14 protein-coding genes are annotated in these 20,975 nt (G+C 71.7%); 12 read left to right on the top strand and 2 right to left on the bottom strand.

Translation table 11 applies throughout. From position 1 onward, the window contains the following. The first annotated feature begins 58 nt into the window (after window positions 1-58). From OG738_RS42380 to OG738_RS42360, 5 genes are all read left to right on the top strand, one after another. Window positions 59-1,792, top strand: coding sequence for a DEAD/DEAH box helicase (locus tag OG738_RS42380; protein ID WP_329049562.1), 1,734 nt, complete (start codon window positions 59-61; stop codon window positions 1,790-1,792). 575 nt (window positions 1,793-2,367) lie between these two features. Beyond that, on the top strand, window positions 2,368-3,504 hold the full coding sequence (locus OG738_RS42375; RefSeq protein WP_329049561.1) for a sugar ABC transporter substrate-binding protein: 1,137 nt from the start codon (window positions 2,368-2,370) through the stop codon (window positions 3,502-3,504). 124 nt (window positions 3,505-3,628) lie between these two features. After that, a complete protein-coding gene (locus OG738_RS42370) occupies window positions 3,629-4,402 on the top strand; it encodes an ATP-binding cassette domain-containing protein (RefSeq protein WP_329049560.1) in 774 nt (257 codons plus the stop codon). Window positions 4,403-4,422: 20 nt separating this feature from the next. Further along, a complete protein-coding gene (locus tag OG738_RS42365; protein WP_329049559.1) occupies window positions 4,423-5,886 on the top strand; it encodes a sugar ABC transporter permease in 1,464 nt (487 codons plus the stop codon). An 11-nt stretch (window positions 5,887-5,897) separates the two neighbouring features. Next, window positions 5,898-7,079 (top strand): ROK family transcriptional regulator, encoded by a 1,182-nt coding sequence (locus OG738_RS42360; protein ID WP_329049558.1) that lies wholly within the window; start codon window positions 5,898-5,900, stop codon window positions 7,077-7,079. Window positions 7,080-7,230: 151 nt separating this feature from the next. Here the strand turns inward: OG738_RS42360 and OG738_RS42355 are convergent, their stop codons facing one another. Beyond that, window positions 7,231-7,407 carry a DUF7455 domain-containing protein gene (locus OG738_RS42355; RefSeq protein WP_247011850.1) on the bottom strand — a complete coding sequence of 59 codons (177 nt, stop codon included), beginning with the start codon at window positions 7,405-7,407 and terminating at the stop codon, window positions 7,231-7,233. Between the two features lie 341 nt (window positions 7,408-7,748). Here OG738_RS42355 and OG738_RS42350 point away from each other — a divergent pair, with 341 nt between their 5' ends. From OG738_RS42350 to OG738_RS42340, 3 genes are all read left to right on the top strand, one after another. Continuing rightward, on the top strand, window positions 7,749-8,555 hold the full coding sequence (locus OG738_RS42350) for an EamA family transporter (RefSeq protein WP_329049555.1): 807 nt from the start codon (window positions 7,749-7,751) through the stop codon (window positions 8,553-8,555). Between the two features lie 568 nt (window positions 8,556-9,123). Continuing rightward, window positions 9,124-10,476 (top strand): glutamine synthetase family protein, encoded by a 1,353-nt coding sequence (locus tag OG738_RS42345; RefSeq protein ID WP_329049554.1) that lies wholly within the window; start codon window positions 9,124-9,126, stop codon window positions 10,474-10,476. An 8-nt stretch (window positions 10,477-10,484) separates the two neighbouring features. Beyond that, window positions 10,485-11,267, top strand: coding sequence for a DUF6885 family protein (locus tag OG738_RS42340; RefSeq protein ID WP_329049553.1), 783 nt, complete (start codon window positions 10,485-10,487; stop codon window positions 11,265-11,267). On the opposite strand, the gene OG738_RS42335 is transcribed toward OG738_RS42340, so the two are convergent. Next, window positions 11,245-12,690, bottom strand: coding sequence for an amino acid permease (locus OG738_RS42335; RefSeq protein ID WP_442875974.1), 1,446 nt, complete (start codon window positions 12,688-12,690; stop codon window positions 11,245-11,247). The two genes, OG738_RS42340 and OG738_RS42335, sit on opposite strands and share 23 nt — an antisense overlap. A gap of 115 nt (window positions 12,691-12,805) precedes the next feature. Here OG738_RS42335 and malQ point away from each other — a divergent pair, with 115 nt between their 5' ends. From malQ to treZ, 4 genes are all read left to right on the top strand, one after another. After that, window positions 12,806-14,767, top strand: a complete 1,962-nt coding sequence (malQ, locus tag OG738_RS42330) for a 4-alpha-glucanotransferase (protein ID WP_329057034.1) — start codon at window positions 12,806-12,808, stop codon at window positions 14,765-14,767. Between the two features lie 91 nt (window positions 14,768-14,858). After that, on the top strand, window positions 14,859-16,979 hold the full coding sequence (gene glgX / locus OG738_RS42325) for a glycogen debranching protein GlgX (RefSeq protein WP_329049551.1): 2,121 nt from the start codon (window positions 14,859-14,861) through the stop codon (window positions 16,977-16,979). Then, window positions 16,976-19,252, top strand: a complete 2,277-nt coding sequence (gene treY / locus OG738_RS42320) for a malto-oligosyltrehalose synthase (RefSeq protein WP_329049550.1) — start codon at window positions 16,976-16,978, stop codon at window positions 19,250-19,252. Before glgX ends, treY begins: the two co-directional genes overlap by 4 nt. Beyond that, the gene (treZ, locus tag OG738_RS42315; protein WP_329049549.1) at window positions 19,249-20,970 is read left to right on the top strand and encodes a malto-oligosyltrehalose trehalohydrolase; all 1,722 of its coding nucleotides are present in this window, start codon (window positions 19,249-19,251) and stop codon (window positions 20,968-20,970) included. Before treY ends, treZ begins: the two co-directional genes overlap by 4 nt. Window positions 20,971-20,975: the final 5 nt, after the last annotated feature.

Below are 20,975 nucleotides of genomic sequence, written 5' to 3'. Positions count from 1 at the left end.
AGTGAGGGTTTTCGCACGTCACAGCACTTGAGCAGGTGAGCGAGGGGGAGGACCGGCGATGACGGAGACGCAGCTCGGGGCGCCTCCCGCGGAGAAGGACTCGACCGCGCGCCCGCTGCGGGCGTGGCAGCGGCGGGCGCTGACGAAGTACCTGACGTCGAAGCCGAAGGACTTCCTCGCGGTGGCGACGCCGGGAGCCGGCAAGACGGTGTTCGGCCTGCGGATCGCCGCGGAGCTGCTGAGCGACCGCACGATCGAGGCGGTCACCATCGTGACCCCGACCGAGCACCTCAAGCACCAGTGGGCCGCGTCGGCCGCCGCGGCCGGGATCCAGATCGACTCGAACTTCCGCAACACCACCGGCGTCACCTCGTCGGACTACAACGGCGTCGCGGTGACGTACGCGCAGGTCGCGGCGCACCCGACGCTGCACCGGGTGCGCACCGAGAACCGCAAGACGCTGGTGATCCTCGACGAGATCCACCACGGCGGCGACGCGAAGTCCTGGGGCGACGCGATCCGCGAGGCGTTCACCCCGGCCGTCCGGCGGCTGTCACTGACCGGGACCCCGTTCCGGTCCGACGACTCGGCCATCCCGTTCGTCACCTACGAGCCCGACGCGGGCGGGTTCCAGCGCAGCAAGGCCGACCACTCGTACGGCTACGCGGACGCGCTGGCCGACGGCGTGGTCCGGCCGGTCGTCTTCCTGGCGTACTCGGGCGAGGCCTCCTGGCGCACGAGCGCGGGGGAGGAGTTCACCGCGCGGCTCGGCGAGCCGCTGACGGCGGAGCAGAACGCCCGGGCGTGGCGCACGGCACTCGACCCGGCGGGCGAGTGGATCCCGGCGGTGCTGCAAGCGGCCGACACGCGGTTGTCCCAGGTGCGCCAGCACGTGCCGGACGCGGGCGGCCTGGTGATCGCCACCGACCAGGAGTCGGCGCGGGCGTACGCGAAGATCCTGGAGCGCATCTCGGGCGAGACGCCGACGCTGGTGCTCTCGGACGACCCGAAGGCCTCGGGCCGGATCAAGGAGTTCTCCGAGACCAAGGAACGCTGGATCGTGGCGGTCCGCATGGTCTCCGAAGGCGTCGACGTCCCGCGCCTCGGCGTGGGCGTGTACGCGACGAGCGCGTCGACGCCGCTGTTCTTCGCCCAGGCGATCGGCCGGTACGTGCGGGCACGGAAGAAGGGCGAGACGGCGAGCGTGTTCCTGCCGTCGGTGCCGGTGCTGCTGGAGCTGGCCAGCGAGCTGGAGGCGCAGCGCGACCACGTGCTCGGCAAGCCGCACCGCGAGAAGGAGGGCTGGGAGGACGAGCTCCTGGCCCAGGCCAACCGCACCGAGGACGAGCCGGGCGAGGAGGAGAAGGCGTTCACGTCCCTGGGCGCCTCGGCCGAGCTCGACCAGGTCATCTACGACGGCAACTCCTTCGGCACGGCGGTGTTTTCGGGCTCGGACGAAGAGCAGGAGTATCTCGGCCTCCCAGGCCTGCTTGAGCCCGACCAGGTCCGCGCGCTGCTGCGGAAGCGGCAGGAAGAGCAGGTCGCGGACGAGAAGCGCCGCAAGCCCGCGAAGGAGGAGCCGGCACCGCAGGCTCGTCCCCAATCGGTCAGCGAGCGGCTCGGCGCGCTGCGCAAGGAGCTGAACGCGCTGGTCGGCATGTACCACCACCGCACGAAGAAGCCGCACGGCGCGATCCACAACGAGCTGAGGCGAGTTTGTGGTGGCCCGGTGACGGCCATGGCGACCGTCGAGCAGCTCGAGGAACGGATCGTCACACTGCGGACCTGGTGACGCGCGGCTTCCCCCGCCGGACGCCGGCTCACCCCGCCGGTGTCGCCCAGGAGGCTGAACCCACTCGTCACCGTCCGTTCCACCGAGGCCGCGCCGGACCTTCCACACCTCTGTGACGTTGCGTGCCCGATCGGTCGGCCTTCGCCTGCCCGCGCGTCCCCCGGCCGGTGGCGCTTCGGGCACGTTCCGAGCCGAAGTTCGCAAGTCGGCGACCAGTTTCGCGGGTTTGCCGTGGGTTCACCACCACTTCGCGGCGGATCGCGCTCGGTGTACACCGTCGGAGTATCTTCACCTCGGCACGAAACCTGGATGTAACACACGGTGAGTGCTGGCGATCACATCGTCAGCGGATCTACTCTTTCCGGGCGACGCTCAGCCTGTGTTGCCGAACCGTGTCCAATTGGTGTCATTTAATCGATCCAGCTATCTTCCCCGCAGCCGCTCAGCGGCATATGTTGTCGCCCACAACATATGCGCGTCGGTGCGCCGGGACCCTCCGGATCGCCGCCTCGCAGGGCCCGAGACGACGTCGACGGCCCACTCGTCACCAATGCTTGGATCCGGAAGGAACGAGGATGCGCAGCAGAACCCTTACCCTCCTCGCCGCCACGGTGAGCACCGGCCTGGTGCTGACCGCTTGCGGTGCCAACAGTTCAAACAGCGGGGGCACGGGGAGCAGCTCCGCTTCCTCCTCCGCGCCGGCCGCCGGCGGCGCCAGCGGCAAGGTCGGTGTCATCCTGCCGGAGACCGCCACGTCGGCCCGCTGGGAGGCGTTCGACAAGCCGATGCTGCAGGCCGCGCTGACGGCACAGGGCTTCGAGGTCGACGTACAGAACGCCCAGGGTGACAACCAGAAGTTCTCGACCCTGGCCGACGGCTTCATCAGCTCCGGCGTCAAGGTCCTGGTCATCGCCCCGGGCGACCCCGCCGTCGGTGCCGCCGTCGAGGCCAAGGCCAAGACCGCCGGCATCCCGGTCATCGACTACGACCGGCCGAGCCTCGGCGGGTCCGCCGACTACTACGTGTCGTTCGACAACGAGAAGGTCGGCCAGCTGCAGGGCCAGGCCATGGCGGACGCGCTGAAGAGCAAGCCGGGCGCGGGCGTCGTCCAGATCGAGGGCGCCCCGACCGACAACAACGCCACGCTGTTCACCAAGGGCCAGGACTCCGTCCTCGAGCCGCTGTTCTCGGCGGGCACGCTGAAGCGCATCCAGAAGCAGCCGATCAACGACTGGGACAACCAGCTCGGCGGCACGACGTTCGAGCAGATCTTCACCGCCAACGGCGGCAAGGTCGACGGCGTCGTCGCGGCGAACGACGGCCTGGCCGGCGCGGTCATCACCATCCTCAAGAAGAACGGCCTCAACGGGAAGGTCCCGGTCACCGGCCAGGACGCCACCGCCGACGGCCTGATGGCGGTCATGCGCGGCGACCAGTACATGACGGTCTTCAAGCCGATCAAGGAAGAAGCCGAGTCCACCGCCAAGCTGGCCGCCGCCCTCGCCAAGGGCGACACCGCCGGCGCGGACGCCATCGCGACGGGCAAGCTGCACGACCCGAAGAACAACCGGGACATCAAGTCCGTGCTGCTCACGCCGACGACGATCCTGGCGAAGGACATCAAGACCGTCGTGACCCAGGGCTACGTGAAGGCTGCCGAGATCTGCGGTGGCGACCTCGCCGCCAAGTGCAGCTCGCTCGGCATCTCCTGAGCCGCCCGCACCACCCATGAACAGCCGGGCCGGGACGCGCACCCCGACGGCGCGTCCCGGCCCGGTCCCCACTCCCCCAAGCGCGGCGGCACAGGGGCATGACAAATTCGGAGAAATGCCATCCATGAGTGAGCCCATTCTCGAGATCAAGGGCCTGAACAAGAGCTTCGGCCCCGTCCACGTCCTCCACGACGTGGACTTCGACGTGCGTGCGGGCGAAGTGACCGCCCTGGTCGGCGACAACGGCGCCGGCAAGTCGACCCTCGTCAAGTGCATCGCCGGCATCCACCCGTACGACTCGGGGGCCGTGCGGTTCAACGGTCAGGACGCCCACATCCGCGGTCCGAAGGACGCGGCCGACCTCGGGATCGAGGTCGTCTACCAGGACCTGGCGCTTGCCGACAACCTCGACATCGTCCAGAACATGTTCCTCGGCCGCGAGCGCGGCAGCTCGTGGAAGCTGGACGAGGCCAGCATGGAGAAGGCCGCCCGCGAAACGCTGGCCTCGCTCTCGGTCCGCACGGTCAAGTCCGTGCGCACCCCGGTCTCCTCGCTGTCCGGTGGTCAGCGGCAGACGGTCGCCATCGCGAAGTCGGTGCTGTGGAACAGCAAGGTCGTCGTCCTCGACGAACCGACCGCCGCCCTCGGTGTCGCGCAGACCCGTCAGGTGCTCGACCTCGTCCGCAGGCTCGCCGAACAGGGCCTGGGCGTCGTGCTGATCAGCCACAACATGGCCGACGTGTTCGAGGTCGCCGACCGCATCGCCGTGCTGTACCTCGGCCGGCTCGTCGCCGAGGTGCACACCAAGGACGTCAGCCACGGCCAGGTCGTGGAGCTGATCACCGCGGGTCGCTCCGGTGACCTTGGCCTGGCCCGGCCCGAAGCCGTCGTCCTGTGAGCGCGAAGAAAGATCCGGAAATGACTGAAACTCCCGCCAAGCACGAGGTCGGCAGCCCCGCCGAAGCGCTCGCGCAGACCCAGACCGCCACCGCGGCGATCACCGACTTCGGGATCGACACGACATCGATGTCAACCGGCGAAGCGGTCCGCGACTACTTCGCCCGCCTGCGGGCCGGCGAGCTCGGCGCGCTGCCGTCGCTGTTCGGCCTGCTCGTGCTCGTCATCCTGTTCAGCGCGCTGTCGGACAACTTCCTCACCCTCGCCAACATCGCCAACGTCTTCCCGCAGGGCGCCGGCGTGATCATCATCGCGATGGGCATCGTCTTCGTGCTGCTGCTCGGCGAAATCGACCTCGCGGCCGGTGTCGCCTCGGGCACCGCCGCGTCGGTGATGGCCCTGCACTACGTGCACGCCGGGAACCTGCTGGGCTCCATGGGCTCCGGCGTCTTCATCACGTTCATCGCGGTCCTCGCCGCGGCCATGCTGCTGTCGGCGTACCAGCGGATCTGGGCCGGCGCCGCGTTGTCGCTGGTCGGCTTGCTGATCGTCGCGATCGGTGTCCCCGCCAACGCCTGGCTGGAGATCCTGCTGGCGATCTGCGTCGGCACCGCGATCGGCTGCATCACCGGCTTCCTGGTGTCGAAGATCGGCATGCCGTCCTTCGTGGTGACGCTGGCGCTGTTCATCGTGTGGCAGGGCGTCCTGCTGCAGTTCATCGGTGAAGGCGGCACGATCGGCATCACCAACTCGGACGTGCTGTACAAGATCGCCAACGGCAACCTGAACGTCCTGGGCAGCTGGATCTTCTTCCTCGTCGCCGCGGGCGGCTTCGCGCTGGTCACGTTGCTCAGCCACTTCCGGCGGCTCCAGCGCGGCCTGGTCGTGCAGCCGACGGCGCTGGTGATGATCAAGGTCGGCGCGCTCGTCGTGCTGTCCGCGGTCGGCACCTGGCTGCTGACGTTCAACCGCTCGCCGAACAAGACCGTCGTCACGATCGAGGGCGTCCCGTACGTCATCCCGATCATGCTGGTGCTGCTGGTGGCCGGGACCTACGTGCTCAACCGGACCCGGTACGGCCGGTTCGTCTACGCGGTCGGCGGCAACAAGGAAGCCGCGCGCCGCGCCGGCATCGACGTGCCGAAGATCCGCGCGAGCGTGTTCGTCATCGGCTCGGCGGTCGCGGCCATCGGCGGCATCGTCGCCGCGTCGAAGGTCGGTTCGGTCAGCCCGCAGTCCGGTGGCCTCAACACGCTGCTGTTCGCGGTGGGTTCGGCCGTCATCGGCGGCACGTCGCTGTTCGGCGGCAAGGGCCGGGTCTCCGACGCCGTCGTCGGCGGCCTGGTGATCGCCGTGGTCATCAACGGCCTGGGCCTGCTCAAGCAGCCGGCTGCGGTGGTCAACATCGTCACCGGTCTGGTCCTGCTCCTCGCCGCCACGGTCGACGCGCTGTCCCGGCGCCGCGCGGCTGCGTCGACTCGCTGAACCAGCATGGGATGATCAAGCCCGTGTCCAGCTCACCCGTCGCGCGACCGGACGAGGTGCGCCGGCACAACCGCACGACCCTGCTCCGCCTGCTGCACGTCGGCGGGCCGAGCACCCGGGCGACCCTGGCCGCCGAGCTGGGGCTCAACCGGAGCACGATCAAGACCCTCGTCGACGGGCTCGCCGAAGCCGGCGTCGTCGAGGAGAAGGTGCCGAGGCCGGGACGAGGGGCGGGCCGCCCCTCGCTCCTGGTCCTGCCCCAGCCGCACGCGGCGGTCGTGCTCGCGGTCGACCTGCAGGTCGAGCACGTCGCGATCGCGCTGGTCGGGCTGGGCGGCCAGATCCTGGGCCGCAACAGCTGGAACCTGCGGGGCCGGATGGGCCAGCCCGACGAGGTCATCACGCACGTCATCGAGTCGACGGCCATCCTGGCCGGCGACCTCGACGTGACCCCGGTGGCGGCCGGGGTGTCGGTGCCCGGCGTCATCCGGCGGGCCGACGGGTACGTGCACGAGGCCCCGAACCTGCGCTGGACCGACGTCGCGCTCGGCGAACGGCTCGGCGGGGTGCTGCAGATCCCGATCCTGGTCGGCAACGACGCCGAGTTCGGTGCGGTCGCCGAGCACCTGCGCGGGGCGGCCCGCGGCGCGTCCGACGTGGTGTACATCTCGGCGGACGTCGGGGTCGGCGGCGGCGTCATCTCCGAAGGCTCGGCGCTGCGCGGCGGCGCGGGGTACGTCGGCGAGATCGGGCACATGGTGATCCGCCCGGACGGGCGCGCCTGCTACTGCGGCAGCAGCGGCTGCTGGGAGACCGAGGTCGGCGAGGCGGCGCTGTGCCGCGCGCTCGGCCTGCCGGAGGACACCCCGCGCGGGGCGATCCTGTTCGAGCTGCGCGAGCTGGGGCGGGACCCGGAGGCGGCGCTGACGCGGCTCGCGGAGTTCGCCGAATGGCTGACGCTGGGGCTGATCAACGTCGTCAACCTGCTCGGCCCGCAGCTGGTGATCCTCGGCGACCTGCTGACGGTGCTGCCGGAGGCGGTGCTGCGGCACGTCGGCTCGGAGGTCCGCCGGCGCAGCCTGGTGAGCCGGGCGGTCGGCGGCACCCGGATCATCAGCTCGGCGCTGGGGGCCGACGTGAAGCTGCTGGGCGCGGCCGAAGTGGCGTTCGAAGTCGTGCTGGATTCTGTCTGATTTCTTGTCCGATTACGTGACCGCAATCACGGCATTCCGCGGCCGGAGCGTGACATTCGCCGGGTGGGGGTTCGAGCACTTTGCAAGTTGCAGAAAATGCGAAGGCGGCCAGTGCCTGTGCGCACTGGCCGCCTTCGCGTGTTCTGGGTTGTTACCGCTGGATGTCGGCGGACAGTTCCTTGAGCTTGGCCTCGTGCTCGCGGGCGTGGTGCCCGCAGAAGAGAAGCTCGCCGCCCTTGAGGACGGCGCGTACCTGAGCTGCGGCCCCGCACCGGTCACAGCGGTCGGCGGCGGTCAGTTCGGGGCGGGTGAGCGTCGGCGTTGTCATGGGGGTCTCCCTCCGTCCCGGCACCGGTTGCCCGGTGCCATCGATCCAGCTACGCCCACTTCGGGACTGACCCGGTGGCGGCGATCGCCTCCGGCTCCGCGGTGTTCGTGCTTCCACTCTTCCAGACGTTTCGCGGCCCGCAAGTGTTCCCGCGCCGGTGGGACCTGAGTCACGCCGATTTACCCCGGATGTCGTAGCCGCGTCCCGCAATGCAGGAGACGAATACCCGGAGAGTTACGTTTTCCGTGGTCAGGCACCATGGGAAGGTGAGCACGGTGACTACGCCCCGACGGGATTCCGCGGTACCCGCGCCGCTCTTGTTCGTTCTCAGCGGAATTTCCATGTACGCCGGAGCGGCCGTCGCAGTCGATCTTTTCGGCCACGCGACGCCCGCCGGGGTGGCGTGGCTGCGCTGCCTCGGCGCGGCGGTGGTGCTCCTGGCCTGGCGGCGCCCGCCGCGGGCCGCGTGGCGGGGCCGCCGGCTGCTGCTGGCGATCGTCTTCGGCGTCGTGACGGCGGGCATGAACGTGCTCTTCTACGAAGCGATCGCCCGCCTCCCGCTGGGGACGGTGGTGGCGATGGAGTTCGCCGGCCCGGTCCTGGTGGCCGCGCTGGGGTCCCGGACGCTGCGGGACGTGCTGGCGGTGGTCCTGGTGGCGTGCGGCGTGGCGGCGATCGCGGACGTCCAGCTCGCGGGTTCGGTGTCGGGTGTGGTGTTCGCCCTGGCCGCGGCGGCGGCCTGGGCGGGCTACATCCTGCTGGGCAAGCGCGTGGCCTCGGCCGAGGGATCGGGTATCGACAGCCTGGCGATCGGCTTCGCGGCGGCGACGGTGGCGCTGTCCCCGCTGGCCTTCGGAATCGGCGAGGTGTGGTCTTCGCCACGGATGCTGCTGCTCGGGGTGGGGGTCGGGGTGCTGTCGACGGTGGTGCCTTATGCGCTCGATCAGGTCGTGCTGCGGAGGGTGGGGCAGGCCCGGTTCGCGGTGCTGCTGGCGTTGCTGCCGGTCACGGCGGGGGTGATGGGGTTCGTGGTGCTGGGGCAGGTGCCGTCGCTGGTGGAGGCGTTGGGGACGCTGGCGGTGGTCGGCGGGGTTGCGTTGCGGAGCCGGGACGAGGTCGGGCGGCCGGTGCCGGAACCGCCGAGCTGAGGTCTGCCGGGTTCGGTCGGTGTGGGGTTGGGCTGACGCCGCCGCCGTGGGTGGTGGGGTCGGTCGGTGGCGGGTTCGGCCGGTGCCGGGACCGGACTGAGCCCGCCGTGGCCGGCGGGCGCGGTCGGTGCCGGAGTGGCGAGATCGACGGTTTAGGGGTGTGCAGGTTGGTTGGGGCGGTCGAACCCGCCGCAGCCGGCGGGCGCGGTCGGTGCCGGAGCCGCCAAGCTGAGGGTTCCGCTCGGCTCGGCCGTGGTGCAGCTGGCGGCCTCGAGCCCAGACTGCGGCGGCCCTGGCCGAGCCGGTTGCCCACAGCCTGCCCGTGATGTGGACAACCAGCCCCCGACCACTGCCGTTCCGGACTTTTCGTCGGGGGCCGCCGATACGCTGGAAGCGGGGCCGCCCCCCCAGGGAAGGGCGGGGCGTGCTCGTGGCCGGGTCGGCTGCTCGCAGGGCCCTCCTGCGGCCGGGGCGCCTCTGCGGCCGGGGCGCCGGGCGGGGCCGGATCGTGATGGCCTCCATCACGCCCGACCGGGATACTGGGCCGGGCGGCAGGAGGCGGGTGGCCATGACCAAGGCGGCGTCGGCGGCGGCGAAGGACTTCGCCGCGGCCGGAGTGGGGGGTGTGCACCTCGCCTGGGCGGACAACAACGGCATCCCGCGCTCGCGCATCGTGCCCGTCGGCGGGCTCGCCGATGCCGCCACGCGGGGGGTCGGGGCCACCTCGCTCTTCGCCGTCTTCGACAGCCACGACGCCATCACCTACGGGCACGCCGGCCTCGCCACGCCGTCCGGGGACATCCGGCTCGTGCCCGTCGTCGAGCGGCTGCGGCGGCTCGCCGGGCAGCCCGCGCTCGCCTGGGCGCCCGTCCGGCAGCTCACGCAGAGCGGCGAGCCCTGGCCCTACTGCCAGCGTGCCGTCCTCGAAGCGCAGGTCGCCGAGGCTGCGCGGCGCGGGCTGGAGTTCCGGGCCGGCTACGAGATCGAGTTCGCCGTCGCCCCGGCGGGCAGCACCGACGTCGTCAGCTCGCCCGGGCATCCCGGGCCGGCCTACAGCCCGCACGCCCTCGTCGGCCTCGACGACTTCGTCGCCGCTCTCCTGCGCGACTTCGCCGCCAACGGCCTGCGGATCGGCCAGCTGCACGCCGAGTACGGCGTCGCGCAGCTCGAGCTGTCGCTGGCCGCCACCGATCCGGTCGCCGCCGCCGACGACCAGCTGCTGGCCCGCCAGACCATCCACGCCGCCGCGCACGCGCACGGCCTCGTCGTCAGCTTCGCGCCGCTGATCGGGCTCGGCGCGGCCGGCAACGGCTGGCACCTGCACACCTCCGTCCGCCGGAAGGGGCGCAACCTGCTGGACGGCGACGGGCGGCCCGACGGCGACGGCGCCGCCTACCTCGCCGGCCTGCTGCGCGACCTGCCGGCGCTCACCGCGATCACCGCGCCGAGCGTCCCGTCGACCCTGCGCCTGCGCCCCGGCTTCTTCGCGGGCGCGTACGCGTTCTGGGGCGTCGAGAATCGCGAAGCGCCGCTTCGGTACGTCCCGGGTTCGCCGCTGCTGGGCGCCGACCACGCGAACGTCGAGCTCAAGACGTCCGACGCGTCCGCCAACCCCTACCTCGCCCTGGCCGTGGTGCTGGCCGCCGGGATGGCCGGGATCGAAGACGCCGCCGCGCTGCCCGAGCCGATCGCCGAGGATCCGGGCGGCTGGACCGACGGCGAACGCGAGACGCGCGGGGTGCACCGGCTGCCCGCGGACACCGCCGGACAGGACGCCGCCCTCATCGCTTCACCGCGCGTCGCCGGGGTGCTCGGGGACGACCTGCTGGGCGCCTTCCGCGCGGTCCGGGCGTCCGACGCGGCGTGGGCGGCCGACCGCACGGCCGACGAGATCGTCGCCGCCCACCTGTGGCGCTACTGAGGGGACCGATGTCTTCGGGGATCGACGGCGGGCAGCTCGACCTGTCCGGGGTGCGCTGGCTGCCGGGCGGGGCCCGGCTGGCCGCGGTGGCCCAGGCGGAGCTGCCCCAGAAGGACGGGCTGGCCGCGGCGTTCTGCGGGCTCGCGGCCCTGCGCGCGGCCGGGCTCGACGTGCTCGACCAGGACGCCGTCGCGGTGGCCGCGGGCACCGTCCGCGGGCCGGTCGTGCGGCCGCCGGGCGAGGCGGGCCGGCCGGAGTTCCGGCTGCCGGTGCCGCTGGTCGACGACCCGGCCGCGGCGGGGACGCGGGTTTCCGGGCTGGCGGCGGCGCTCGGCTCGCTCTCGGGCGGCACCCTCGCGGCGGTGCCGGTGACGGGGGAGTGGACCACCGAGACGCTCTTCGACCTGCTGGCCGGCCTCTGGGACCTCCCGCGCGTCGCGGTGATCGCCCGGATCGACGGCGCCGAGCTCGGTGCCCACGACACGCCGGAACGCGCGCTGCTCGACTACCTCGACACCGGCGTCCCGCCACTGTGGACGTCGCGGTGGCGCCCGCCCGGCGGCCACTTCGTGCTCGTGGCGGGCATCCGCATCGGCGCCGAAGGCACCTTGTTGTCCATTGTGGACACTTATTCGTCGTTCGGGGACAACGGGATCCACGACCAGCCCGTCGAGTGGGTCTCGGCGGCCCTCGCCGGGCTGGGGGTGCTGGTGGTCGTCGACGCGGACCGGATCGCGGTGGCGCACGAGGCGGCCCGCGTCGCCGGCCTCACTCCGTCCTTCTGGGACTGACCGGTTCGGCGTCCTCGGTCGCGAACCGCGAGTGGCGGCGGCCGTAGGCGAAGTAGATGACCAGGCCGACCACCAGCCACGCGGCGAACCGGATCCAGGTCAGCACGTTGAGGTTGAGCATCAGGTACAGGCACGCCAGCGCTGCCAGGACGGGGACCACCGGCGAGAACGGCACCTTGAACGGCCGGTCCAGGTCGGGACGGCGGCGGCGCAGCACCGGGACCGCGACGGCCACGATGATCATCGCCGACAGCGCGCCGATGCTCACCATGTCGGCCAGCTCGGAGATCGGGATGAACGCGGCCAGCACGGCGATCAGCGCGGCGCCGCCGATGGTCATCCGGTGCGGGGTGCCCCAGCGCGGGTGCGCGGTGCCGAACGCCTTCGGCAGCAGGCCGTCGCGGCCCATGGCGAAACCGATCCGGCCGATCGTGACCAGTTCGACCATCATCACCGACGTCAGGCCGGTCACCGCGCCGAGCGAGATGAGCGCGCCGACCCAGTGCTGGCCGACCTTGTCGAACGCGTCGGCCAGCGGCGCGCCGGTGTCGATGTCGGTGAACGGGATCATGCCGGTCAGCACGATCGACACGCCGATGTAGAGCAGCGCGCACACGCCGAGCGCGCCGAGGATGCCGACGCGGAGGTCCTTGCGCGGGTTGAGCGTCTCCTCGCCGAGGTTCGCGAGCGCTTCGAAGCCGGTGTAGGCGAAGAAGACCACGGCGGCGGCGGTGATCATCCCGGCGATGCCGTAGACCGACTGCTCCAGGCCGAGCGCGGCCTGCACGATCGGCTGCTCCAGCACCGTCGTGCCGTTCGCGGGGGCCTGGGCGGGCGGGATGAACGGCGTCAGGTTCGCGCCCTTGACGAAGAACAGGCCGACGGCCAGCACGAGCACGCAGACGGCGACCTTCACGCAGACGAGCAGGTTCGTCAGCCAGGCCGACTCCTTGATCCCCAGCACGGCGACCACGGTCAGCACGGCGATGATCAGCACGGCGCCGACGTTGACCGTCGCGTCCTCGCCGAACCACGCCGGCGACAGCCCGAGCAGGTTGGCCAGGTAGCCGGACCAGCCGCGTGACACGACGGCGGCGCCGAGCGCGAACTCCAGCAGCAGGTCCCAGCCGATGATCCAGGCGAACACCTCACCGAGCGTGGCGAAGGCGTACGTGTAGGCGCTTCCGGCCGTCGGGACGCTGGAGGCGAGCTCGGCGTAGCAGAGCGCCGCGAGTCCCGCGACGACCGCGCCGAGCACGAACGACAGCGTCACCGAGGGCCCGGCGTGCGTCTTCGCCTCGACGCCCGCGAGCGTGAAGATACCGGTGCCGATGATGATCCCGACGCCGAACCCGACCAGGTCGCGTCCGCGCAGCCGCCGCTTGAGCTCCCCGGACTCCTGGCGCTTCAGGACGTCGTCCACGTTCAAGGTTCTCCGCACACCCATGAGGAGAAGTTAGAAGGTCACGGGGATTCGCGCAGATCGGCTCCGGGGTGACGTGGTCCCGCGCGGATGGCGGGAACGGCCCAGCACCGGAATGCTGGTCCCCGTGCCCGACGAGATCCCCGCCCGCAGCGCCCTGCACCAGCTCGCCGACCGCCACGGCGTCGCCACCCGGTACGAGAACGCCGACCAGGAATGGGTCGAAGTCGAAGACGACGTCGTCGTCGCTGTGCTGAGGCAGTTCGGCGTCGACGCCACCAGCGACGAAGCGATCGCCGAAGCCCTCGCGCAGGAGATCCCGGCCGCACTGCCGCCGACGATCGTCCTGAAGGAGGGCACGAGCAGGCCTCTGCCCGGCGACGCCGAGATCGTCCTCGAGGACGGCAGCCGCCGGCGGGTGACCGGCGCGCTGCCGGCGGACCTGCCGCTCGGCTGGCACCGGGTGGTCACCGACGGCCAGGACGTCGTGCTCGCCGTCGTGCCCGCGAAGCTGCCGGACGTCCCGCCCGCCTGGGGCTGGATGCTGCAGCTCTACGCCCTGCACTCGGCCGGTTCCTGGGGCATCGGCGACTACGCCGACCTCGCCACCTTCGCCGCCCGCTCGGCCTCGGAACTCGACGCGGGCGTCCTGCTCGTCAACCCCGTGCAGGCCTTCAGCCCGGCCCACCCGGTCGAGCGGTCGCCGTACTCGCCCGCGAGCCGTCGCTTCGCCAACCCGATCTACCTGCGCGTCACCGCCACCGAGACGTTCGCGAAGGCCGACGCGGCGACGCGGGCGGCGGTCGAGTCGCTGATCCCGGACCGCGACGGCGAGCTCATCGACTACGACAAGGTCTGGACGGCGAAGCGCGCCGCCCTCGAGCTGCTGTGGCCGCACCGCGTCGAGGAGCCGCCCGAGGACCGCGACCTGCTGGACTTCGCCCTGTTCTGCGCCCTCGCCGAGCAGCACGGCGCCGACTGGCGGGACTGGCCGGAGGCCTTGCGCGACCCGGCCGGCCCCGAAGTCGAGAAGGCCCGTGAGGAACTGAAAGAGCGCGTCGGCTTCCACGCCTGGCTGCAGCACCTCTGCCGGGAGCAGCTGGAAAAGGCCCGCAAGGACGCTCGCGCCGCCGGGATGACCGTCGGGATCGTGCACGACCTGCCCGTCGGCGTGCACCCCGGCGGAGCCGACACCTGGGCGGTGCGGGACGTCTTCGCCGCCGACGTCCGGGTCGGCGCGCCGCCGGACGCCTTCAACCAGCAGGGCCAGGACTGGAACCTGCCGCCGTGGCGGCCGGACAAGCTCGCCGAGGCCGGGTACGCGCCGTTCCGGGACGTCATCCGGGGCGTGCTGCGCTACGCCGACGGCATCCGCGTCGACCACATCGCCGGGCTCTGGCGGCTGTGGTGGATCCCGCCGGGCGAGCCCGCGCACCGGGGCACGTACGTCCACTACGACGCCGAGGCGATGGTCGGGGTGCTCGCGCTCGAGGCGCACCGGGCCGGCGCGGTCGTCGTGGGGGAGGACCTCGGCACGGTCGAGGAGACCGTCACCGAGACCATGCACGAGCGCGGCATGCTCAGCTCCGCCGTCCTGTGGTTCGAACGCGACTGGGACGCGCCGGGCAAGCCGTTCACGCGCCCGGACGGGTGGGACCCGGAGGCGATGGCCAGCATCTCCACGCACGACCTGCCGACGGTCTCCGGCTGGCTGACGGGCGAGCACGTCCGGGTCCGGGCCGAGCTGGGACTGCTGGACCGCGGGGTCGAAGCCGAGGAAGAAGCGGCCGCCGCCGAACGTGAAGCTTTGTTCGAACTCCTTGCGCGCGAAGGGATTCCGGCCGACGACCCGGTCGTCGCGCTGCACACGCTGCTGGCCTCGGCCGCGTCGCGGCTGGTGCTGACGTCGCCGGCGGACGTGACGGGCCAGGTGCGGCAGCCGAATCTGCCCGGGACGGTCGACCAGTACCCTAACTGGCGGATTCCCCTTCCCGTCAGCGTCGACGGCTTCTTCACCGCGAAGGGGGTGCGCGCCGCGGTGGCGCCACTGGCGGCGGCGCGTCCGTTGCCCGGGTAACGGGTACCCCACCGCGCACGACCCCCGCAGTGACGCACGTCCGCAAGCGCGGACGCGCCCGTACACCCTGTAACAGCTCGAGGAGACCCCAGTGCGGCCCTGGCCCGGAACGCCCTACCCGCTCGGCGCCACCTACGACGGAGTCGGGACGAACTTCGCCCTCTTCTCCGAGGTGGCCGAGCGGGTCGAACTGTGCCTGTTCGACGCCGAGGGCAACGAGACGCGGTACGCGCTCGAAGAGGTGGACGGCTTCGTCCACCACGGCTACCTGCTCAACGTCGGCCCCGGCCAGCGCTACGGGTTCCGGGTGCACGGCCCGTACGACCCGGCCCGCGGCCTGCGCTGCAACCCGAACAAGCTGCTGATCGACCCGTACGCGAAGGCCGTCTCGCACGGCGTGAAGTGGGACGAATCGCTCTTCGGCTACCAGTTCGCCAACCCGGACGAGCGCAACGACGCCGACTCCGCCGGCCGGGTGCCGTACTCGCTGGTGGCGAGCCCGTTCTTCGACTGGGGCAACGACCGCCAGCCGAAGCGGCCGTACAACGAGACGGTCATCTACGAAGCCCACGTCAAGGGCATGACGGTGAATCACCCGTTCGTGCCCGAGGCGCTGCGGGGCACGTACGCCGGCCTGGCGCATCCCGCCGTCGTCGAGCACCTGCAGAAGCTCGGCGTGACGGCGGTGGAGCTGCTGCCGGTGCACCAGTTCGTCTCCGACCACGGGCTGGAGGAGAAGGGCCTCACGAACTACTGGGGCTACAACACGATCGGCTACTTCGCGCCGCACGACTCCTACGCCGCGATGCCCGGCGAGGGTGGCCAGGTCCAGGAGTTCAAGGGCATGGTGAAGGCCTTCCACGAGGCCGGCATCGAAGTGATCCTCGACGTGGTTTACAACCACACCGCCGAGGGCAACCACCTCGGGCCGACGCTGTCGATGCGGGGCATCGACAACGAGGCCTACTACCGGCTGGTGGAGGGGGAGCCCGAGTACTACATGGACTACACCGGCACCGGGAACTCCCTCAACGTGCGCAACCCGCACACCCTGCAGCTGATCATGGACTCGCTGCGGTACTGGGTGACGGAGATGCACGTCGACGGCTTCCGCTTCGACCTCGCTTCGGCGCTGGCGCGCGAGTTCTACGACGTCGACCGGCTGTCCACGTTCTTCGACCTGGTGCAGCAGGACCCGATCGTCAGCCAGGTGAAGCTGATCGCCGAGCCGTGGGACGTCGGTCCCGGTGGCTACCAGGTCGGCAACTTCCCGCCGCTGTGGACGGAGTGGAACGGGCAGTTCCGCGACACCGTCCGCGACTTCTGGCGCGGCGAGCCCTCGACGCTCGGCGAGTTCGCGTCGCGGATCACCGGCTCGTCGGACCTCTACCAGGACGACGGCCGCCGCCCGTTCGCGTCGATCAACTTCGTCACCGCGCACGACGGCTTCACGCTGCGGGACCTGGTGTCCTACAACGAAAAGCACAACGAGGCCAACGGCGAGGACGGCCGCGACGGCGCCGACGACAACCGGTCGTGGAACTGCGGGGTCGAGGGCGAGACCGACGACCCCGAGGTGCTGGCCCTGCGCGCCCGCCAGCAGCGCAACATGCTGGCCACGATGCTGCTGTCCCAGGGCGTGCCGATGATCCTGCACGGCGACGAGATGAGCCGCACCCAGCAGGGCAACAACAACGTGTACTGCCAGGACTCCGAGCTGTCCTGGATGGACTGGTCGCTGGCCACCGAGCACGCCGACCTCGTCCGGTTCACCGGTGGGCTGGGCGCGTTCCGGCACCGGCACCCGGTGTTCCGCCGCCGCCGGTTCTTCCAGGGCGGCCCGGTCGGCAAGGGCGAGAAGCTCGGCGACATCGCCTGGTTCACCCCGGCCGGCGAAGAGATGACCGAGCAGAACTGGGACGACGGCTTCGGCAAGGCGGTCGTCGTGTTCCTCAACGGCCAGGCGATCCCGGACCTCGACCAGCGCGGGATGCACGTCGAGGACGACTCGTTCCTGCTCGCGTTCAACGCGCACTACGAGGACATCGACGCGAAGCTGCCGGGCAACGGCTACGGCGAGGCCTGGACCGTCGTCGTCGACACCGCGACCGGCGAGGTGGAGCCCCTCGACGCGAAACCCATCGAAGGCGGGGGCCAGCTCACCCTGCCTGCCCGGTCCCTGATCGTGCTGCAGCGGACGGAGCCCGCATGACGGTGCCGGAGTCGACCTACCGGGTGCAGCTGCGCCCGGACTTCTCCTTCAGCGACGCGGCGGGCATCGCCGGCTACCTGCGTGACCTGGGCATCGGCGCGCTCTACGCGTCGCCGGTGCTCGACGCCACGCCCGGCTCGACGCACGGCTACGACGTCGTCGACCCGACCCGCGCGCGGCCCGAGCTGGGCGGCGAGTCGGCCCGGCAGGAGCTCAGCACGCTGCTGAAGGAACTCGGGCTCGGCTTCGTGGTCGACATCGTGCCGAACCACATGTCGGTCGAGGTGCCGAAGGCGAACAAGTGGTGGTGGGACGTGCTCAAGCACGGCCGCGGCTCCGAATACGCGTCGTTCTTCGACATCGACTGGGAGCGGGGCCCGCTGCTGCTGCCGGTGCTCGGCGACGACGGAGCCGTCTCGGAGCTGTCCGTCGAGGGTGACGAGCTCGCCTACTACGACCACCGCTTCCCGCTCGCGCCCGGCACGGAAAGCGGGACGCCGCAAGAGGTCCACGAGCGCCAGCACTACCGGCTGATCGGCTGGCGGCGCGGCAACGCGGAGCTGACCTACCGCCGGTTCTTCGACATCACGAACCTGGCCGCGGTCCGCGTCGAGGACCCGACGGTGTTCGCCGCGACGCACGGGGAGGTGCTGCGCTGGGTCGCCGACGGCGACGTCACCGGCCTGCGCGTCGACCATCCGGACGGCCTTGCCGACCCCGGCGGCTACTTCCGCCGGCTGCGGGAGAACGCGCCGACCGCGTGGATCGTGGCCGAGAAGATCCTGCACCCGGGCGAGCCGCTGCCGCAGAGCTGGCCGGTCGACGGCACCACCGGCTACGACGCGCTGCGTGAGATCGCCGGCGTCTTCGTCGACCCGGCCGCCGAGCCGGACTTCACCGCGCTGGCCACCGAGCTGGGCGTGAAGACCGGCTACCACCGCGTCGAGGCCGAGGCCCGGCGCCTGGTCACCGACCACATCCTGGTCGCCGAGGTCCGGCGGATCGCCGCGCTGCTGCCCGACGTCGACCCGGAAGCGGCCCGGCAGGCCGTGGCCGAGACGATGGTCGCCTTCCCCGTCTACCGCTCCTACCTCCCCGAGGGCGAGGACCACTGGGTGGCCGCGATCGACGGCGCCCGCCGGGCCCGGCCCGACCTCGCCGACGCGCTGCTCATCCTCGACGCCCACGTGCGCAAGAACCCCCGAAGCGAGCTGGCCACCCGGATCCAGCAGACGTCCGGCATGGTCGTGGCCAAGGGCACCGAGGACACGACGTTCTACCGCTACACGCGCTTCGCCGCGCTCAACGAGGTCGGCGGCAACCCGGACCGGTTCGGCCTCGGCGTCGAGGAGTTCCACCGCCTGGCGGCCGAGCGCGAAGCCGGGCACCCCGCCTCGATGACGACGCTGACCACGCACGACACCAAGCGCTCGGAGGACACCCGAGCGCGGATGGCCGTGCTGGCGGAGGTGCCGGGCGAGTTCGCCGACGCCGTCCGCCGCTGGACCGCGCGGCGCGGGATCGACGAGCCGTCGCTGAACCTCCTGGCCTGGCAGACGCTGGTCGCGACCTGGCCGATCGAGCCCGCCCGGCTGCGGGACTACCTCGACAAGGCGGCCAAGGAGGCCAAGCTCCGGACCAGCTGGACCAGCCACGACGAGGCGTTCGAGGCCGACGTCGCCGCCTGGCCCGAGGACGTCATGGGGGACGCCGAGCTGGCGTCGGACATCGAGGCGTTCGTCGGCCGGATCGCAAAGCCCGGCTACGCGAACTCCCTCGGCCAGAAGCTGGTGCAGCTGACCGCACCCGGCGTCCCGGACGTCTACCAGGGCACCGAGCTGTGGGACTTCTCGCTGGTCGACCCGGACAACCGCCGGGCCGTGGACTACGTGGCGCGGCGGGAGATCCTGGCGCGGGTCGTCGACGGCGAGCTGCCGGAGATCGACGCGTCGGGCGCGGCGAAGCTGCTCGTCGTCCACAAGGCACTGCGGCTGCGCCGCGAACACCCGGCGCTCTTCCACGGCTACCAGCCGTTGCGAGCGGAAGGCGTCGCCGCGGAGCACTGCCTCGCTTTCACCAGGAGCGCGGACCTGGCCGTCGCGGTGACGCGGCTTCCGGTCGGTCTCGAAGCGGGCGGCGGCTGGCGTGACACCGTGCTCCCGCTGCCGGCCGGCGTCTGGACCGACGTCCTGACCGGCCGCGAGGCGACCGGCGACCTGACCGGCCTGTTCGAGCGGTACCCCGTGGCGTTGCTGGTGCGAGGAGACGCATGAGGTTCAGCGTGTGGGCCCCGGCGGCCCGCCGGGTCCGGGTGAGCGTCGACGCCGGTGTGCACGAGATGACCGCCGGTGACGGCGGCTGGTGGCACGCCGAGGCCGAGGGCGTCAACTACGCCTTCCTCCTGGACGATTCCGACGACCGCCTGCCGGACCCGCGGTCGCGGTGGCAGCCCCACGGCGTCCACCAGGAGTCGCGCGTCTACGACCACGCCGAGTTCGAGTGGACCGACGACGCGTGGCACGGCCGTCAGCTCCCGGGCGCCGTCCTCTACGAGCTGCACGTCGGCACGTTCACCGAGGGCGGCACCTTCGACGCGGCCATCGACCGGCTCGAGCACCTCGTCGACCTCGGCATCACCCACGTCGAGCTGCTGCCGGTCAACTCCTTCGACGGCACCGCGGGCTGGGGCTACGACGGCGTCCTCTGGGGCGCGGTCCACGAGCCCTACGGCGGCCCGGACGGCTTCAAGCGGTTCGTCGACGCGGCCCACGCGCGCGGCCTGGCCGTGGTGCTCGACGTCGTCTACAACCACCTCGGGCCCTCGGGCGCCTACCTCGACCGGTTCGGGCCGTACTTCGCCGGGCAGAACGACTGGGGTCCCGGGCTGAACCTCGACGGCGCCGGCTCGGACGAGGTCCGCCGGTACGTCGTGGACAACGCGCTGAGCTGGTTCCGCGACTTCCACGTCGACGCGCTGCGGCTGGACGCGGTGCACGCGCTGCTCGACCGGCGGGCCGTCCACCTGCTCGAACAGCTCGCCGTCGAGACCGAGGCGCTGTCGGCGGCGCTGAACCGGCCGCTGACGCTGATCGCCGAATCCGACCTCAACGACCCTCGGCTGGTCACGCCCCGCGAGCGCGGCGGCTACGGCCTGCACGCGCAGTGGTCGGACGACTTCCACCACGCGTTGCACGTCAAGCTCACCGGCGAGGAGTCCGGCTACTACACGGACTTCGCCGCGCTCGACGCCGTCGAGCGCGTCCTGCGCGAGGTGTTCTTCCACGCCGGGACCTGGTCGTCGTTCCGCGAGCGGACCCACGGCCGGCCGGTCGACACCCGGACCGTGCCGGGCCACCGCTTCCTCGCCTACCTGCAGAACCACGACCAGATCGGCAACCGGGCGACCGGCGACCGGCTCTCCGCCACGGTGTCGCCGGGCCGGCTGGCCTGCGGTGCGGCCATCCTGTTCTGTTCGCCGTTCACGCCGATGGTGTTCATGGGAGAGGAGTGGGCGGCGAGCACGCCGTGGCAGTTCTTCGCCTCCTTCCCGGACCCGGAGCTGGCCGAGGCGGTCCGCACGGGCCGCCGTCGCGAGTTCGCGCGGCACGGCTGGGGCGAGTCCGACGTGCCCGACCCGATGGACCCGGCGACCGTCGAGCGGTCCCGGCTGGACTGGGCCGAGATCGAGCGGCCTGGTCACCGGGAGACGCTGGAGCTGTACCGCGCGCTGATCCGGCTGCGCCGCGAACGCCCGGAGCTGGCCGGCCCGTGGGCCGCCGACCTGCGGATCGACGCCGCTCCGGACGGGTCGTGGCTGGTCCTGCACCGCGGCGGCCTGCGGCTGGCCGTCAACTTCGGGCCCGGCCCGGTCACGCTCCCACTCGGGGCCACCACGACTCTGCTGACCTGGGCGGACGCCAGTGTGGACGGAGGTGCGGCGCACCTGCCGCCGGACACCTTCCTGCTGGTCGAAACGGCTGCGGCCGGGTAACTGTC

The sequence above is a fragment of the Amycolatopsis sp. NBC_01488 genome, from assembly GCF_036227105.1.
Taxonomy (GTDB): domain Bacteria; phylum Actinomycetota; class Actinomycetes; order Mycobacteriales; family Pseudonocardiaceae; genus Amycolatopsis.
This window is presented reverse-complemented; position numbering and strand designations above follow the sequence as displayed.

Bases quoted from the DNA above. Each gene is read 5' to 3' on its own strand.
- OG738_RS42380 (WP_329049562.1), top strand. From the start codon at position 59: ATGACGGAGACGCAGCTCGGGGCGCCTCCCGCGGAGAAGGACTCGACC.
- OG738_RS42375 (WP_329049561.1), top strand. From the start codon at position 2,368: ATGCGCAGCAGAACCCTTACCCTCCTCGCCGCCACGGTGAGCACCGGC.
- OG738_RS42370 (WP_329049560.1), top strand. From the start codon at position 3,629: ATGAGTGAGCCCATTCTCGAGATCAAGGGCCTGAACAAGAGCTTCGGC.
- OG738_RS42365 (WP_329049559.1), top strand. From the start codon at position 4,423: ATGACTGAAACTCCCGCCAAGCACGAGGTCGGCAGCCCCGCCGAAGCG.
- OG738_RS42360 (WP_329049558.1), top strand. From the start codon at position 5,898: ATGATCAAGCCCGTGTCCAGCTCACCCGTCGCGCGACCGGACGAGGTG.
- OG738_RS42355 (WP_247011850.1), bottom strand. From the start codon at position 7,407: ATGACAACGCCGACGCTCACCCGCCCCGAACTGACCGCCGCCGACCGC.
- OG738_RS42350 (WP_329049555.1), top strand. From the start codon at position 7,749: ATGTACGCCGGAGCGGCCGTCGCAGTCGATCTTTTCGGCCACGCGACG.
- OG738_RS42345 (WP_329049554.1), top strand. From the start codon at position 9,124: ATGACCAAGGCGGCGTCGGCGGCGGCGAAGGACTTCGCCGCGGCCGGA.
- OG738_RS42340 (WP_329049553.1), top strand. From the start codon at position 10,485: ATGTCTTCGGGGATCGACGGCGGGCAGCTCGACCTGTCCGGGGTGCGC.
- malQ (WP_329057034.1), top strand. From the start codon at position 12,806: ATGCTGGTCCCCGTGCCCGACGAGATCCCCGCCCGCAGCGCCCTGCAC.
- treY (WP_329049550.1), top strand. From the start codon at position 16,976: ATGACGGTGCCGGAGTCGACCTACCGGGTGCAGCTGCGCCCGGACTTC.
- treZ (WP_329049549.1), top strand. From the start codon at position 19,249: ATGAGGTTCAGCGTGTGGGCCCCGGCGGCCCGCCGGGTCCGGGTGAGC.